7 protein-coding genes are annotated in these 15954 nt (G+C 66.5%); all 7 read left to right on the forward strand.

What is annotated here, in order from left to right; genetic code table 11:
- Positions 1 to 28 precede the first annotated feature (28 nt).
- The 7 genes from C1A30_RS16910 (at position 29) to C1A30_RS16940 (ending at position 15947) form a co-directional block, all read left to right on the forward strand.
- Positions 29 to 4975: a type I polyketide synthase gene (locus tag C1A30_RS16910; protein WP_235009948.1), complete on the forward strand. Its 4947-nt coding sequence runs from the start codon at positions 29 to 31 to the stop codon at positions 4973 to 4975.
- The gene (locus tag C1A30_RS16915) at positions 4953 to 10226 is read left to right on the forward strand and encodes a non-ribosomal peptide synthetase (RefSeq protein WP_101949354.1); all 5274 of its coding nucleotides are present in this window, start codon (positions 4953 to 4955) and stop codon (positions 10224 to 10226) included. Before C1A30_RS16910 ends, C1A30_RS16915 begins: the two co-directional genes overlap by 23 nt.
- A gap of 7 nt (positions 10227 to 10233) precedes the next feature.
- Positions 10234 to 11019 (forward strand): ABC transporter ATP-binding protein, encoded by a 786-nt coding sequence (locus C1A30_RS16920; RefSeq protein ID WP_101949355.1) that lies wholly within the window; start codon positions 10234 to 10236, stop codon positions 11017 to 11019.
- 1 nt (position 11020) lies between these two features.
- Positions 11021 to 13555, forward strand: coding sequence for an ABC transporter permease (locus C1A30_RS16925; protein ID WP_101949356.1), 2535 nt, complete (start codon positions 11021 to 11023; stop codon positions 13553 to 13555).
- Positions 13556 to 13564: 9 nt separating this feature from the next.
- Complete coding sequence (locus C1A30_RS16930) at positions 13565 to 14137, forward strand: DUF2867 domain-containing protein (RefSeq protein ID WP_101949357.1); 573 nt, start codon at positions 13565 to 13567, stop codon at positions 14135 to 14137.
- A 16-nt stretch (positions 14138 to 14153) separates the two neighbouring features.
- On the forward strand, positions 14154 to 15344 hold the full coding sequence (locus tag C1A30_RS16935) for an NAD(P)/FAD-dependent oxidoreductase (protein ID WP_101949358.1): 1191 nt from the start codon (positions 14154 to 14156) through the stop codon (positions 15342 to 15344).
- A gap of 66 nt (positions 15345 to 15410) precedes the next feature.
- Positions 15411 to 15947: a hypothetical protein gene (locus tag C1A30_RS16940; RefSeq protein ID WP_101949359.1), complete on the forward strand. Its 537-nt coding sequence runs from the start codon at positions 15411 to 15413 to the stop codon at positions 15945 to 15947.
- Positions 15948 to 15954: the final 7 nt, after the last annotated feature.

Consider the following 15954-nt stretch of genomic DNA (forward strand, 5'->3'; position numbering starts at 1 on the left):
ACCACCATCAGGCCCGAATGAGAGAGACATGCAGGCGCAGGAATCGCAAACCCCACCAAACTCTGTGGCCGATGTACTGGCCCGCGCCGCAAGGCGCCACGGCGACAAGACCGCGTTCGTTTACAGCCGCGATGGTGAATCCGAATCCGCGCACATCACGTATCGCCAGCTCGACGACAGGGCGCGCGCGATCGGATCTGCGCTTCGGCAGCGCGATACGGTCACCGGCACTGCGCTGGTTCTGTGCCCCTCGGGCCTCGACTTCATCGCCGCCATCTTCGGCTGCTTCTACGCGGGAACCGTTGCGATACCGTTGCATCCGCCGATTCACAGCCGGCTGATGTCCCGGGTCGCGTCCATCATGGCTGACGCCAACGCCGGCTTCGTGCTCACGACGGCGGAGGTGCAAAGTGAACTGAAGCCCGTCATCGACGAAATGCCCGATGGCGCTTCTCTGCAATGGTGCGCGGTCGACACCGATGTGACATACGGCACCGCTGAGGAACTGGTCCTACCTGAGATTGACGCGCAGGCAACGGCGTTCATCCAGTACACGTCGGGCTCGACGGGCACACCCAAGGGTGTCCAGCTGACTCACGGCAATCTGCTCGCCAACCTCAAGGACATGCACAGACTGGTGCGCGGCGACGATGTGCGGTTGGTGAGTTGGCTGCCAATGCATCACGACATGGGCCTCATCGGCGCAACGTTCGAAGTCCTCTACGCCGGGGGCACCGGCTTCCTCATGCCGCCGTCGGCGTTCATCCAACGCCCGATGCGTTGGCTCGAGATGATCGCCCGCTATCGCGCCGACGTCAGCGTGGCCCCCAACTTCGCTTATGACCTGTGCGTTGAACGCAGCACTGCCGAGGAGCGGGCCGAGCTCGACCTGTCCCACTGGACCGCCGCGCTCAGTGGCGCGGAACCGGTCCGCGCGGCGACCATGCAGCGCTTCGCGGAGGCCTTCGCCCCTGCGGGTTTCCGGCAGCAGGCGTTCTGCCCGGTCTACGGCCTGGCGGAGGCGACCCTGCTGGTGTCCGGCGAATCAGACCGTGCCACGGCACCGACCGTTCGGCACATCGACAAAACCGCGCTGCGGGACAACCGAATCACTTCGGTGCCATCCGATCACGTGAACGCCACGTCGATCGTGGGTTGTGGCCCCGCGGATGCAAGCCAAGAGATCATCGTCGTCGACCCGGTCACCCGCACCCGCTGTGCCCCAGACGAAGTCGGGGAGATCTGGGTCGCAGGGCCGAATGTCGCATACGGCTACTGGGGCAAGGCCGCCGAGACAGAGGAGTCGTTCAAAGCGCATACGGCCGACACAGATGACGGGCCTTATCTGCGCACCGGAGACCTGGGGTTCCTCGCCGCCGATGCGGAGCTGTTCGTCACAGGCCGGCTCAAAGACGTGGTGATCATCCGGGGGCGTAACTACCATCCCACCGACATCGAACTCACTGTGCAGCAGACACATCCGGGCCTGATGAACGGACGCGGCGCCGTGTTCTCGGTCGCTCCGGAGTCGGGACCCGAGCAGCTTGTCGTCGTACAGGAGGTCGATCGCCAACAGATCGCCGATGCCGACACCGACAAGGTGATCGCCGCGATCCGCACCGCCATCACCGCCGAGCATCAAATTCAGCCGCACACGGTACTTTTGGTGGACGTGCTGAAGATCCCGACCACATCGAGCGGGAAGATTCGCCGTAGCACCTGCAAACAGGAATTCGTCGATGGCCGGCTCGTGCCCTTCGCGTCGTGGCGGGCGCCGGAGCCCGGTCACCGCCCGAGTGTCACGGCACCAGCGGCTGAGTCGCTCGAACAGACCGGGCGCAGTGCCGAGGAGATCCAGGCCTGGTTCGTAACGCAACTCGCCGCGGACTTCGGGCTCACACCGACCGAGATCGACATCACCCAACCATTCGCGGCGTACGGCCTCGACTCGGTGCGGTCGATTCAACTGATGAAGGCACTGGAAACATGGATCGGGCGCGAGTTGTCGCCGACTCTGGCCTACTCCTATCCGACGATCGAGACACTCGCCGATCACCTGGCATCCGATGCGCCGCGCGCCGAACAGGCGCCCATCGAGCCTGCGCGCCCCTTCGACGCCGACGAACCCATCGCGATCATCGGAATCGGTTGCCGCTTCCCAGGAGCGTACGGGCCATCGGCGTATTGGCGGATGCTGTGCGAAGGTGTGGACGCGGTAGGGAAAGCCTCTGAAAGCCGTTGGGAAGAAACCGGTCTCGCGGCTGAGACCCGGGGCGGCTTCCTCGATCAGGTCGACCAGTTCGACGCCGCATTCTTCGGCATCTCGCCGCGGGAAGCCGCCCGCATGGACCCGCAGCAGCGGCTGCTACTGGAAGTGGCATGGGAGGCGCTCGAGGACGCCGGGCAGGTGCCGGACGAATTGGCAGGGAGTCGCGTCGGCGTGTTCACCGGCATCTCCGCCAACGAATACCAGCACCTGTCGATGCTCCGTCCGGATCTCACTGACGCCTACAGCGGGACCGGCACCTCGATGAGCATCGCCGCCAACCGACTCTCCTACAGCTTCGACTTCCGCGGGCCGAGTATGTCGGTCGACACCGCGTGTTCGTCATCGCTGGTCGCCGTTCATCTCGCATGCCGCAGTCTGCGCGACGGCGAATCCACTATCGCGCTCGCCTGCGGCGTGAACGTCATGCTGACGCGTGAACCGCACGCCAGCTTGTCGAAGGCCGGGGTATTGGCGGCGGACGGGCGCTGTAAGACGTTCGACTCCCGCGCCGACGGCTGGGTCCGTGGCGAAGGCGCAGGCGTCGTCGTCCTCAAGCGGTTGAGTTCCGCTCTGGCCGATGGAGATTCGATCTACGCGGTGATACGCGGTAGCGCGGTCAACCAGGACGGGCGGACGAACGGTTTGATGGCGCCCAGCGGGCAGTCGCAGGAAAGCGTCCTCGCCGACGCCTACCGACGCGCAGGCCTGTCGCCCAGCGTGGTGCAGTACGTGGAGGCACAGGGCACGGGCACCCTCGTCGGTGACGCCGTCGAGGCGGATGCCCTCGGCGCAGTGTTGGCCGAGGACCGGGCACCCGACGAGCCCTGCATGATCGGCTCGGTCAAGACGAACATCGGCCACCTGGAGGCCGCCTCGGGCATTGCGGGATTCATCAAAGTCGCTCTGGCCCTGCAGCATCGAACAATTCCGCCGACACTGAACTACTCGCAGCCCAATCCGAACATCCCCTTCGACCGGCTGAAATTGCGGGTTGCAGCGCGCCTCACGCCGTGGCAGGGCAGCGGCCGGGCAGTCGCGGGCATCAGCGCGTTCGGCTTCGGTGGCACCAATGCACACGTCGTGCTGGCCGAGGCGCCGCAGCTCTCAGTGACGAACACGGCCGACGACAGCACGGATGACCACGTCCAGGTGCTGCCGCTGTCCGCCCGCTCACCCGAGGCCCTCGTCGAACTAGCGAAGCGGTACGCAACGGCTCTCGCCGATGGAGCTCCGATCGCTGACCTCTGCTACACCGCAGGCGTTCGACGCGCCCACCACGATCACCGGTTGGCTGTGGTCGGCGGGACGCGCGACGAAATGCTGGCAGCACTGACCGCGTACGGAAACGGGCTACCTCATGCCGGTGTGTCGACCGGGCGACGTCGTCCGGACCGGCGACCGAACGCGGTCTTCGTGTTCAGCGGCGAGGGATCGCACTGGTGCGGCATGGGCAGGCAGCTCTACGCGCAGGAGCCCGCCTTCAAAGATGCGCTGACGTCGGCTGACCGCGCGTTGCGGCCACACCTCACGCGCTCCGTGCTCACCGAGCTGCTCGCCGATCGCCGCGACGGCTTTCTCGACGACGTGGATACCGCCGGGGCGGCCGTCTTCGCGTTTCAGGTGGCGCTGACGGGTCTGTGGCGGTCATGGGGGATCGAGCCCTCAGCGGTGATCGGTCACAGCATGGGCGAGGTAGCTGCGGCACACGCGGCAGGCGTGTTGAGTCTGGAGGACGCCGCCCGGTTGATCTGCGTGCGCACGCGCCTTGTCCGGCGCACGAGTGATCGGGCGGCGCGCGCTGAACTCAACGAGGTACTGGACGACCTTTCGGTGCGGCCCGCGAAGGTTCCTGTGTACTCCAGCGTGACCGGAGACGCACTGGCCGGTCAGCTGCGCGACGACACCCATTGGATGGCGAACCTCAGTGCGCCCGTGCGCATCTCGACAGCCGTCCGCGGGCTGGCCGAACGCGGCCATGACACGTTCGTGGAGATCAGCCCGCACCCGTCGATCGGCGACGCGCTGCCGTCTGTTCGCCTCGGCGAATCCGAACGCGCGACCATGCTGACATCGCTTGCCAACCTGTACACCGCCGGACACTCGGTGGCCTGGGAGCCGCTACACCCATCGGGCTGCCGACCGGTCGCTGCACCGACCTACCCGTGGCAGCGCCAACGGTTCTGGCTGGGCGGCACCGACGCGACCACCGCGACAATCGAACAACCGGATGTGGAGGTCCCGGAGCCGGAAGTCGGCCTGGTCGCCGCACTGGGCTGCGCCAACGAGCGTGAACGCCAACGACTCCTGACGGAATACCTGCGTGACCACGTCGCGGCCAGAATCGATACGGCGCCGTCACGCCTCGACGTCGAGCTGCCGCTGATCAGCTTCGGGATCGACTCTCTGATCGCTGCGGAACTGCGCGCACAAGTCGAGTGCGACACCGGCGTCGTGGTGCCTCTCGCCACGCTGCTGGACGGGCCAAGCATCGCCGGGTTGGCCAACTGGCTCGCCGCCGCTTTTCCCGAGGCGGGCCGACGGCAGGCGACCGCTGACTTGACAACCGGGACAGAGGATTTCAGCGATACACGGTGGAGCGATTTGCTCACGCAGGTGGAAGAAGTATCAGACGACGACGTCGATGCCCTACTCCGCGAGATATTGAATGTTGGTGAGGTTGATAATGACAGAGACTATCGGGCGTGACGTCGACATCGCGGACCTGTCCGCTGATGAAAAGCGGGCCCTGCTGTCGCGGTTGTTGCGGGAACGTGTCGAGTCGTCCGCGGCAACGCATCCGCTGTCTTTCGGGCAGCGTTCGTTGTGGCTGCTCGAGAACCTCTCGCCGGGCAGCCCCGCACACATCATCACGTATACGGGTCTGATCAGCGGCCGACTTGACGTAGCTGCGCTGGAACGTGCCGCTCAGGCCCTGGTCGATCGAAATGCCATCTTGCGCACCACTTATGGCGTGCGTGGCGGGCAACCGGTACAGCGAGTGCACCCACGTTGGCGGTTGACGATGGCTCGACAGGACCTCGACCCCGGCGAGTACGGGCTGCAAGACTGGCTGCGTCGGGAAGCATACCGCCCCTTCGACCTCGAAACCGGGCCGGTGTTCCGGCTCACCCTGCTCAGGCGAGGGCCGCAGGACCACATCCTGGTCCTGGCCATCCATCACATCGCAGTCGACTTCTGGTCGCTCGATATCCTGCTCGACGAGCTTCGCCTGCTCTACGCCGCGCAGTTCGGCGCAGAGGCACCCGACGCGTGTGCGCAGAGTTACGCCGAGCATGCCCGCAGGCAGAACCGCGCGCTAGAAGGTGAATACGGGGACCGCCTTTGGAAGTATTGGCGTGAGCAGCTTTCCGGTGAACTGCCGGTCACCAACCTGCCGACCGACCGACCGCGGCGGCAGGCGCAGACCTATCGCGGCGCGGTACACCATTTCACGATCGACGCCGAACTCACCGCCGCGGTGAAGGAGATCGGCCGCCGCACGGGAGCGACGCCGTACATGACCCTGCTCGCCGCGTACGCCACTCTGCTGCACCGCTACAACGGCCAAACCGACCTGCCGATCGGATCCCCGTTCGCCTGCCGGGAATCCGCAGCGATCCAGGAACTCGTCGGCTACCTTGCCAACCCGTTGGTCTTGCGCGCCGATATGAGCGGCGACCCGACATTCGCCGCCCTTCTTGCCCGCATCAAGCAGACGGTGCTGGGCGCGCTGGAACATCAGGAGTATCCGTTCAGCTTGCTGTTGGAGCGGCTGCACCCGGTCCGGGATCCGAGTCATGCACCGCTGTTTCAGGTCAGCTTCGCGTGGGAGCAGATCCGTCGTTTCCGGGGTGCGGATCAATCCGCCGGTGCGAATTCGCTGAGCCTGACGTCGATCCAGATCGGCCAGGGCGGTGCGCTGAGCGATCTGATGATGATGATGGGCGAGTTGGACGGACACCTGATCGGCGCGTTGCAGTACAACACCGACCTCTTCGACGACGCCACCATCGAGCGCATGTCCGGACACTTCACCACACTGCTGCGCGGTGTCGTGGCCGACCCCGACAAGCGGTTGTCGGAGCTGCCACTGCTCACCGACGCCGAGTCGCGGGACCAGCAGGCATGGAATCAGACACAAGTCACTTACGATGCCCCTGAGTGCCTACACGAGTTGGTCGCGCAAGCGGCCAACCGCCATCCGGCTGCGGTGGCGGTGTCGTTCGAGGACCGTCAACTGACTTACCGCGAACTCGACCGGCGCGCCGACGCGCTGGCGCACCGGCTGCAGAGCCTTGGCGTCGGCCCGGACACCCTCGTCCCGGTCCTCGTCGACCGCTCGGAGGATCTCGTCATCGCCCTGCTCGCCGCGCTCAAGGCCGGTGGCGCGTTCATGCCCCTCGACCCGGCGCAGCCGGCGAATCGCATTGCGACCATGCTGTCGGGTGCGCCGGGTGCGCCCGTCTGCCTCACCCAGCAACGCCATCTCGACAGGCTGGCCGGCTTCACCGGTGAACCGGTATGCCTCGACGCCCTGTCACCGTCGCTGTCCGAACAGGCCAGCCCGTCTTCGGTTGGCGTGACGGGGCGCAACCTGGCCTACGTCGTTCACACATCGGGGTCCACCGGCACGCCCAAGGGTGCGTTGATCACCCACGGCGGCATCCGGAATCGGCTGCTGTGGATGCAGCAGGCCGACCCGCTCGGCGTCGGCGACCGCGTGTTCCACCAGACGCCGGTGGCCTTCGACGTGTCGTTGTTGGAGATCTTCTGGCCTCTGATCGCGGGCGCGCAGATCGTCATCGCAAAACCCGACGGACACACAGACGTCGAGTACGTCGCCAACAGCATCGCTGAAAAGCAGATCACCGCGGCCTTTTTCGTACCCACTATGTTGCGGTCGTTCCTCGCCCAACCGGCGGCGAAAGAATGCGTCGCGCTGCGTCACGTGTCGTGCGGCGGCGACATAGTGCCCTACGAGCTCACGCAGCGATTCCACGCCACCGTGAACGCCGAGTTGTGGAACGAATACGGTCCCGCCGAGGCGGCCGTCACGGCCACCTATTACCACTGCAAGCGGGGCGCGGCGGGGCCATCGGTCCCGATCGGCAAGCCAATCGCCAACGTGCACGTTTATCTCCTTGACGCACAACGGCAACCGGTGCCCGTCGGCGTCATCGGCGAGCTCTACATCGGCGGCGCCGGCGTCGGGCGCGGCTATCTCAACCGGCCCGACGCGACGACCGCGAACTTTTCGCCCGATCCGTTCGCCGGAGGAGACGGTCAGCTGATGTACCGCACCGGCGACCTGGCGCGGTACCTGCCCGACGGCAACATCGAGTACGTCGGACGCCGCGACGACCAGGTGAAGGTCCGCGGCGTACGAATCGAATTGGGGGAGATCGAGGCCGCACTGGCCAAGCACCCCGCTATCCGGGACAACGCGGTGGTGGCCGGGCCTGACGACCGTGGGAACACGCGGCTGATCGCACATCTGGTCGCGGGCGACCAGGATCGACCCAGCACCACTGACATGCGCCTGTTCCTGCGCGACCAGTTGCCCGCATCCATGGTGCCTGCGGTGTTCTGCTACACCGAGGCGCTGCCAAAGACGCCGGGCGGCAAAGTGGATCGCCGCGCCTTGGTGGCGGCGGCCGCCGCCGCGCCGACCCCCGACCGCGAGTTCGTCGCGCCACGTACACCCGCGGAGACGATCCTGGCGGGAATCTGGTCCGAGGTGCTCGACGTGGAAAACGTTGGCATACACGACGATTTCTTCGCGCTCGGCGGATGCTCGACCCACAGCATGGAGGTCACCGTCAAGGCCAAGGCGGCAGGCATCCCGTTGACGCCGGAAGCGGTGTTCGTGTGCGGCACGATCGCCGAACTTGCCGCCCAACACGGCGGCGGCTCAGACGAAGCCGCCGCAGAAGCCGCCGCAGAGCCGGTCACGACGCTGGGCGGCAGCACGGTGATCGAGAGCATCGGCACGTACCTACCCGCCGAAATCGTCTCCACAGAGGCAGTTGTCGCCGGATGCACGGCAGAGGTCGGGATCCCGCTCGGGCGCCTGACCGGCATCCTGAACAGGCGCGTCGTCGGGCCGGGCGAATACGCGAGCGACCTTGCCCGGCAGGCGATCGACGACTGCCTGGCGCGTTCGAGCCACGAACCGGAGGACATCGATCTGATCATCGCGTGCAACACCTCTCGACACGACGGACCGGAATTCCGGGCCGTGTTCGAGCCGGGAATCGCAGTGCGACTGCGAGACCGCTGCGGCCTGACCAACGCGCTTGCCTTCGACATCAGCAACGCCTGTGCCGGGATGTGGACCGGCATCACCGTCGCCGACGCCTACCTGAAGACCGGTCAGATCCGGCGCGCGATGGTGGTCAGCGGCGAGTACATCAGCCATCTTGCCGAGACGGCGCAGAAGGAGATCGAAGGCCCGATGGACCCGCGGCTGGCATGCCTGACCCTCGGCGACGCCGGTGCCGCGGTGATCTTGGAGCGCAGCGCCAACGACCGCATCGGTTTTCACGACATCGACATGGCCACGCTGGGCGCGTACAGCAGGCTGTGCGTGGCCAAACCCAGCGAGGGGCTGCACGGCGGCGCGGTGATGGTCACCGATTCCATCGCGGCGACCGTCGTCGCGGTCAAGGCGGCGGTACCGTACGTCGCCGAGGTGATGCGGCGGCATGGGTGGCGGCCGCAGAGTGCCGACCACCTGCTGATCCACCAGACATCTGAATCGTCGCTCAGGGATGCGATGCTCGCGATCAACCGGGAGTTCGGGAAGAGCGCCGCCCATCCGGGTAACACGATCTTCAACCTGGCTGAGCGGGGCAATACCGCAAGCACATCGCACTGGGTGGCGCTGAAAGATCACATCCTCAACAACCGCATCCAATCAGGAGATCGCACGGTGTTCGGTATCAGCGGATCCGGGCAGACTGTCGGCGCGGCACTGTACACATTTGACGATCTACCCGACCGGCTGCGCCAAGGCCGCAAAAGCCGTAGGACACAAAGTGTTACGGCACCACGAAATGCGGATCTTCCCGCGACGCCACGGGTGCGGATCGCAGGTGTGGGCAGGGTTCCCGCCGACACGGCGGAAACTGGATCGGTGGCGAACGCCGTACACGCCGCCAAGTCGTGCCTCGAGAACGCCCGACTCGAGCCGGCACAGCTCGGCCTGCTGATACACGCCGGGGTGTACCGGGACGAGTTCATCGGCGAACCGGCGATCGCTACGTTCATCGCCGGCGACATCGGCGCCAATGACGACATCCAATCCGCCGAAGGCGCAAAGACTCTGGCTTTCGACGTGTTCAACGGTGCAGTCGGTTTCCTCAACGCCTGCCAGGTCGCCGCTCAGATGGTCGGCGGAGGGAAAGTCGAGAACGCGATGGTGGTGACCTCGGAGACGGAGAACAACGCCGCAGACGGTGAACACCAACTGCTTGGCGTCCAACAGACCGGATCCGCCGTTGTGCTCAGCAGGAGCGACGATGCGGTCGGGTTCGGCAGATTCGTGTTCCGTTACGATCCCGAACACGCCGACGCGCTGACCACGTACACCCGGCAGGCCGGCGGCCGAACCTGGCTGCAGATCGACCGCGAACCCAAACTCGCTACCCACTATTTGGACCTGGTGCCCGCCGCCGTCGAAGAACTGCTGGAGCTGGAGAACCTGGACCGCTCGGATATCAAGGTGGTGGTTCCGCCGTTCCTGCCGGTCGACGACCGCACGGAGCTGGCCCACCGCATCGGCATCGACAGCGCGCGGTTCGTTGAATTCGACGGTGAGGGCGATCCTTTCACGTCATCGGTGCCCCAGGGCATCGAGCGTGCGGTGCGCGAGGGCCTGGCGGAACCGGGCGACATCGGCCTGATCGTGACAGTCGGTTCGGGCCTGCAGGTCGGTGCCACCACGTACCGGTTCTGAGGTTCTTGTGACGCTATCCACTCCAACAGGCACCTCGCCGCCGGGACCAAACGGAAACGGCGTATCTGCAGGTGCTGTCATCGAGGTACGCGACCTGCGAAAGTCGTTCGGCCGCAGCGACACCGAGACACAGATCCTCAAAGGCATCGACCTGCAGATTCTCCCGGGGGAGTTCGTGGTGTTGATCGGCCCGTCCGGGTCGGGGAAGTCGACTCTGCTCAGCATCCTCGGCCTGCTCGAACCACCGTCCAGCGGCGACGTTCTGGTGAACGGGCGCAGTGTGAGCCAGCTTTCGCGACGGCAGCTGGCCCGCCTGCGGGGCACCAAGCTCGGATACGTCTTTCAGTCGTTCAACCTTCTTGCAGGTCTGTCCGTTGCCGAGAACGTGATGCTGAGCGGTCTGCTCACCGGCCGCTCCGGGTCCGCGCAACACCGGCGTGCGATCGAACTGCTGGATCAATTCGGGTTGGCAGGCAAGGCGAAACGGGTGCCCGCCGAGCTGTCCGGAGGGGAGCAGCAGCGGGTGGCGATCGCGCGGGCGTTGTTCTCCAAGCCCGACGTCATCCTCGCCGACGAGCCCACAGGGAACCTGGACACCCGAAACGGACAAAACGTCATCGAGGTTCTCGAGCAGTTGAACCGCGAGGGGCAGACCATCATTCTGGTCACCCACGACCTGTCGATTGCCGAGAAGGCGCCCCGGCTCATCTCGTTTCGGGACGGTCGCATCGAAAGCGATATCGCGTCGCGCAACGGCGCCCCGATCGTGGTGACCGAGCGGATCGGGCCCTAGCGTGGCGGGTCGACAGCTGGCTGCGGCGCTGAGCGTCCTTCGGATCATCAATCTGCGGGCGCTGCGCCGACACAGCTTTCGCGCGCTGTTGGCCGCCGTGTCGCTGGGCGGCGGTGTGGCCGTCGTCGTCGCCGTGATGATCGAGGCCACCAGCGTCAGCGACGCCGTCCACGATGTGGGCTACCGGATCGCCGGGCCGGCCCCGCTGCGGGTCGTCGGTGCCGCCGCGCAAGGCGGCATCGACGCGCAGGCGATCGCGAAGGTACGCGGGATACCCGGCGTATCGGCGGCGGCTCCCGTCATTCGCGCGGTGACGCTGGCGCGGACCGGGAACCGCGACGACTACGTGCTGACCCTCGGAATCGACTGCACCGCACGGTGGATCATCGACCCCGCCGTCTGTCCGCCCGGCCGATCAGAACCGCCGGTGCCCGCCACCTCGACGACATTCGCGACAGCGGCCGATCACCCGACGACATTGGTGACCGACCAGGGCCAGCTGCGGCTGACCGGTGTACTGCACACTTCTCAACTCGACACCGTCAACAACGGTCTCGCGGTGGTGCTACCGCTGAGCGCCGCGAAAGCACAATTCGCCAGGGGCGACCGGGTCGATCTGCTCTATGTCACCCTGGTCGACGATTCGAAGGCAGCACAGATTCAGGCGCAGATTCGCACCGCGCTGGGACCGGGTTACAGCGTGCTCACCCGAAGCGACCCCGACGCCGGAATCGACGTGAACGCCGCGCTGCTTCCGTTGCTGGCGATCTTCGCGCTGATCGCGGTGGGAGTGGGCGTCATCCTGATCGCGCAGATCACCCGGCTTTCGGTCGAGGAGCGCCGGCATGAGGTCGCAGTGGCCGCGGCGCTCGGCGCCTCGCCGCTGGCCACGGTGACGGGATTCCTCGCCGAAGCCGCCCTGCTCGGGGCGCTCGGGTCGGCTGTCGGGGTGCTCGCAGGCATCGGCATCGCCTATCCCGTCGTCGCGCATGCCAGCGCACTGACGCAGGTCTTCCTCGGGGTGAACGTGTCGGTGGTGATCCACCCGTGGATCCCCGCGGTCGGGGTGGCGATGGGCGTGCTGTTGGCCGTCCTTGCCGCCACCCTACCCGGCCTGTCGGTGTTGAAAACCGCGATCGCGTCTGAACTTTCCGGTCGTGCGCCGCAGCTGAACATGGACTCCCGCAGCATCTGGCCCAAGGCGGCGGGACTGCTGATCGTCGGGGGCGCCGGAGTCGCCGCTACCGAGATCACGACGCGGTCGGGTGGCCTGCAGCAATGGCAGGCTGGCGTCGCCAGCGCCGCGGTCGTCTTGGCCATCGTCGGATTACTCTCGGCTGCAGCGTATTTGAGCGCCCAGCTGATAACCCTGCTGCGCGTGCCGCAGAACCGGGCGGGGGGCGCCACGCTGCGGGTGGCGCTCACCGGCCTTCGCGCTGATGCGTCACGCACGACGGCGATGGCCGGCGCGGTCGCCGTGCCGGTCGTGGTCGCGTCGGTACTGTCCTCGTTTCTCGTCGGAATCAGCAGCAGCTCCGAGGTCCTCGCCAAGTCGCAGGCCACCGGTCGGCTGGTCGCCACCACCTCCCGATTCAACAATTGGCAGGGACTGGACTCGGGGTTCTCCCCGGAGACGATCACCAAACTGGCTTCACTGCCGGGAGTCGGGCATGTCGAGCGGATGGAGGAGATCCAGGTATCGCTGGCCGACGGAGCATCGGCGTATGTGCGCGCCGAAGATGATCCGGCGCTGCCGTTCCCCACGGTGGCGGGAAAGCCTCAGCAAGACGCGATGCACGCCGACGAGCTCATCGTGGGCAGCACCCTCGCCCGCGACGAACACCTTCGCGTAGGTGACTCGATGCGTCTCGGGACGGGAACCAGTGCGCACACCATGGTCGTCGGCTCCATCGTCGCCACCCCCGAACTGGGTGGTCGGCGCATCTATATGCCGTTCGCGACCGCGCAGGAGATCTACGGCTCGCACCCGGCGGGCCTGGTTCGCGTCGTGCCGGACAACGGCGTCCCGGTCCAGCAGATCGCCGACGAGATCCACTCCGCTGCCTTCAATCAGCCTGTCAAAGTGGTGAATTCGGCCGGCTACCGCGATGAGATCGCCGACGGCGCCAACAATTTCCTGGTGCCGCTGAATGCGCTCGAGTACGGGCTTCTCGCCATCGCGTTCATCTCGGTGTCGGCCACGCTGCTGCTCGTCGGACTGCGCAGGCAGCGTGAAATGGCCCTCATCCAAGCGCTTGGCGCGACCAAATCGAAGGTCTTCGCCATCACCACTGTCGAAGCGATTGTCGCTGGCGCGGTAGGTGCCGGCTTCGGTGCGGTGCTCTCCGTCGCCATCACCGAGGCGGTGCGGCGGGCGGCCGTCGTCGTCGTGGGTTCATTGAGCCCGTTGAGCTTTCCGTGGCCGGAAGCGATCAAGTATTCCGTGTTCGCCGCGGCCGCCGCAGTCGTCGCGGCGGTCGTACCCGCCTGGAAGAACACTCAGGCGGCGCCCGCGACAGCGCTGCGCGATGAGTGAGCTGACCCCATGAAACTTCCTGACAGCGACCACTTTTCGCACCATTGGCTGATCCACGACTTCACACGGGATTTTCGATTCGAGGGGGTGTGGGCCCTGCCAACGCCTGGCGGCCATGACGACTTCCCGCGATTGGTTCGGATCTTGACCGGCTTCGACGAGGCCCGCAGACCGGGTTCACTGGTCGGCGCACTGTTCGCGATACGCGAGGCTGTCGGCCGAATGTTCGGCTGGGACGGCAAGCTCGACGGCAGCGGCAGGCCGAGTCTGCGTCGACGGCTGCCCGCGGAGTTGGCCGCCGATCCGCAGGCAGTGACCCTGCCGATGGGTTTCGTGCCGCTGTACCAGACGGACAGCGAATGGGCGGCCGAGCTGATCAACAAAACCGTGCACGGCGTCGTCCACGTCGGCTGGACACAGCGCGGGCCGGGGGACTACCGCGGTCAGATCGCGATGTTGGTCAAGCCCAACGGATTTCTCGGCCGCGCTTATCTCGCAGCGATCGCGCCATTTCGGTACCTGATCATCTACCCGCGGCTGCTGAGCTGGGTGGGCCGGAAATGGTCGACCGCTGCCGCATGAATCACAAGGAGACGCAATGGTTTCGCCCACGCCGCTTCGGGTCCTGGTCGTCGGCGCAGGCGTCGGCGGTGTTTCCGTCGCGCGAGCACTGTTGAGCGACGGGCACGACGTCACCGTCGTCGAACGGCGCAAAGACATGCGGCCCGGCGGCGGCTCGGTGACGATCTGGCCCACCGGGTCGACGGTGCTCGCACAGCTCGGCGTCGACATGGACGGGGTTGGTCAGCGGCTGTCGTCGGCTGAGATCGCCACATCGACCGGTCGGAGCGTGATGACCATCGACCTGGCGTCGGTGGCGGATCGGCTCGGCGGGGCCGTCCGGCAGGTGCCCCGGCGCGTGCTGCTCGACCGCCTGCTGGACGGCTTTCCCGGCGACCGCATCCGCTGCAATGCCCGAGTCGTCGAAGTGCTGGACCACGCCGCCGGGGTGCAGGTGCGCTTCGAGGACGGCGGCAGGGCCGACGCGGATCTGGTGATCGGCGCCGACGGGCTGCATTCGATGGTGCGGGACGTCATCGGTGCGCGAACTGCGAAGCCGACCGGCTGGTGCAGCTGGCAGGGGATGAGCACGCTGCCGGGCGTGGTCGAACAGGACGTCGCCGTGCAGATGATCGGCGCGTGCGGCAACGTCGGCCTGTGGCCGGCGGGCGGCTCGGATGTGCAGTGGTGGTTCGAGATGCCCTGGTCGCGGGATTTCGTCAGACCGGCCCGCCCCATCGAGATGATTCGCGCGAACTTCGGCGGATGGTCCGATGCCGTCGACCGGGTACTCGCCACGTTGACCGACGATGACCTCGCCGATTCCCCCTTCCCCCATTTCCGGCACCGGATACCGCGTCCGACGCGTCGCGGGGCTGTGACGCTGCTCGGCGACGCGGCGCACACGATGCCGCCCATCCTCGCGCAGGGCACCAATCAGGCGCTGCTCGACACGATGGTGTTGCGCAAGGCGCTGTCGACCACCCGCAGGGACGATTTGTGTCGCGCATTGCGGTGGTATGAGCGGACCCGGCGGCGCCCACTCAATGCGGTGTCCTGGGTGACGTCGCGTCAGCAGCCGCAGAGTGAACCCGTGCTGCGGCTGGCAGCGCGGATTCCGGATTCCCTTGCGACGCGGGCGATGACGAAGTTCCTCCAGCTGACAAGCCACCGTGACGTCGCCGCCGAACTCAGCCACCCGCCCGCGTCCCATTCGCGCGCCAGCTGAACGGGCCCCGTTCGCGCTGCAAAATCGAACCTTTACAGATCATGGCAAAACTGTCACGCTCTACGGATGGCAACCCGCTCCTACATCGCTGACGGCAAGACCACCGCGGGTGGCAGGGTGCTGCGGTATCAACTCGACGTCGTCGCCAACACCGCCCAAGACGTGCTCCAGTCCGCGGGCGGATGGTTGTGCGACCGCGCGCGCGCCGGATGGGATGTCAACGTGATGGTGGCGACGGGGGACACCCGATGCCTGACGATCCTCGGAGCCACGGCACTCGAGTGGACCGACGGTGTTCTGTCGACGGCGGCCGGCGGGACGCTGGCCGTCAGCGCCGACCTGCTGGCCGCCGACCCGGGTGTGCGCGCCGAGGTGAGCCGCGTGTTGAAGCGGGGAGACACCGAGGTGATCGTGTGGGGTGCGCGGTGGCCGACCGAATTGGGCAGGGCGGCGGACGCGGTGATGCACCGGGTCAGCACGGCCGCACGGGCCTTCAAATCGCATGCGCTGCTGGCCGCGGGCCTTGTCGCCACGGACGGCGGCGCGACCGAGGAGCTGTTTCGGGTCGAGACGAAATCAGTCCGCGCGCTGCACTCCGTCTGAGGTAGCT

Source organism: Mycobacterium sp. 3519A (genome assembly GCF_900240945.1).
GTDB lineage: Bacteria > Actinomycetota > Actinomycetes > Mycobacteriales > Mycobacteriaceae > Mycobacterium.

What these genes read in the sequence shown, in the direction of transcription:
- C1A30_RS16930 (WP_101949357.1), top strand. Translation starts at nt 13,565, where the DNA reads ATGAAACTTCCTGACAGCGACCACTTTTCGCACCATTGGCTGATCCAC.
- C1A30_RS16940 (WP_101949359.1), top strand. Translation starts at nt 15,411, where the DNA reads ATGGCAACCCGCTCCTACATCGCTGACGGCAAGACCACCGCGGGTGGC.
- C1A30_RS16935 (WP_101949358.1), top strand. Translation starts at nt 14,154, where the DNA reads ATGGTTTCGCCCACGCCGCTTCGGGTCCTGGTCGTCGGCGCAGGCGTC.
- C1A30_RS16915 (WP_101949354.1), top strand. Translation starts at nt 4,953, where the DNA reads ATGACAGAGACTATCGGGCGTGACGTCGACATCGCGGACCTGTCCGCT.
- C1A30_RS16910 (WP_235009948.1), top strand. Translation starts at nt 29, where the DNA reads ATGCAGGCGCAGGAATCGCAAACCCCACCAAACTCTGTGGCCGATGTA.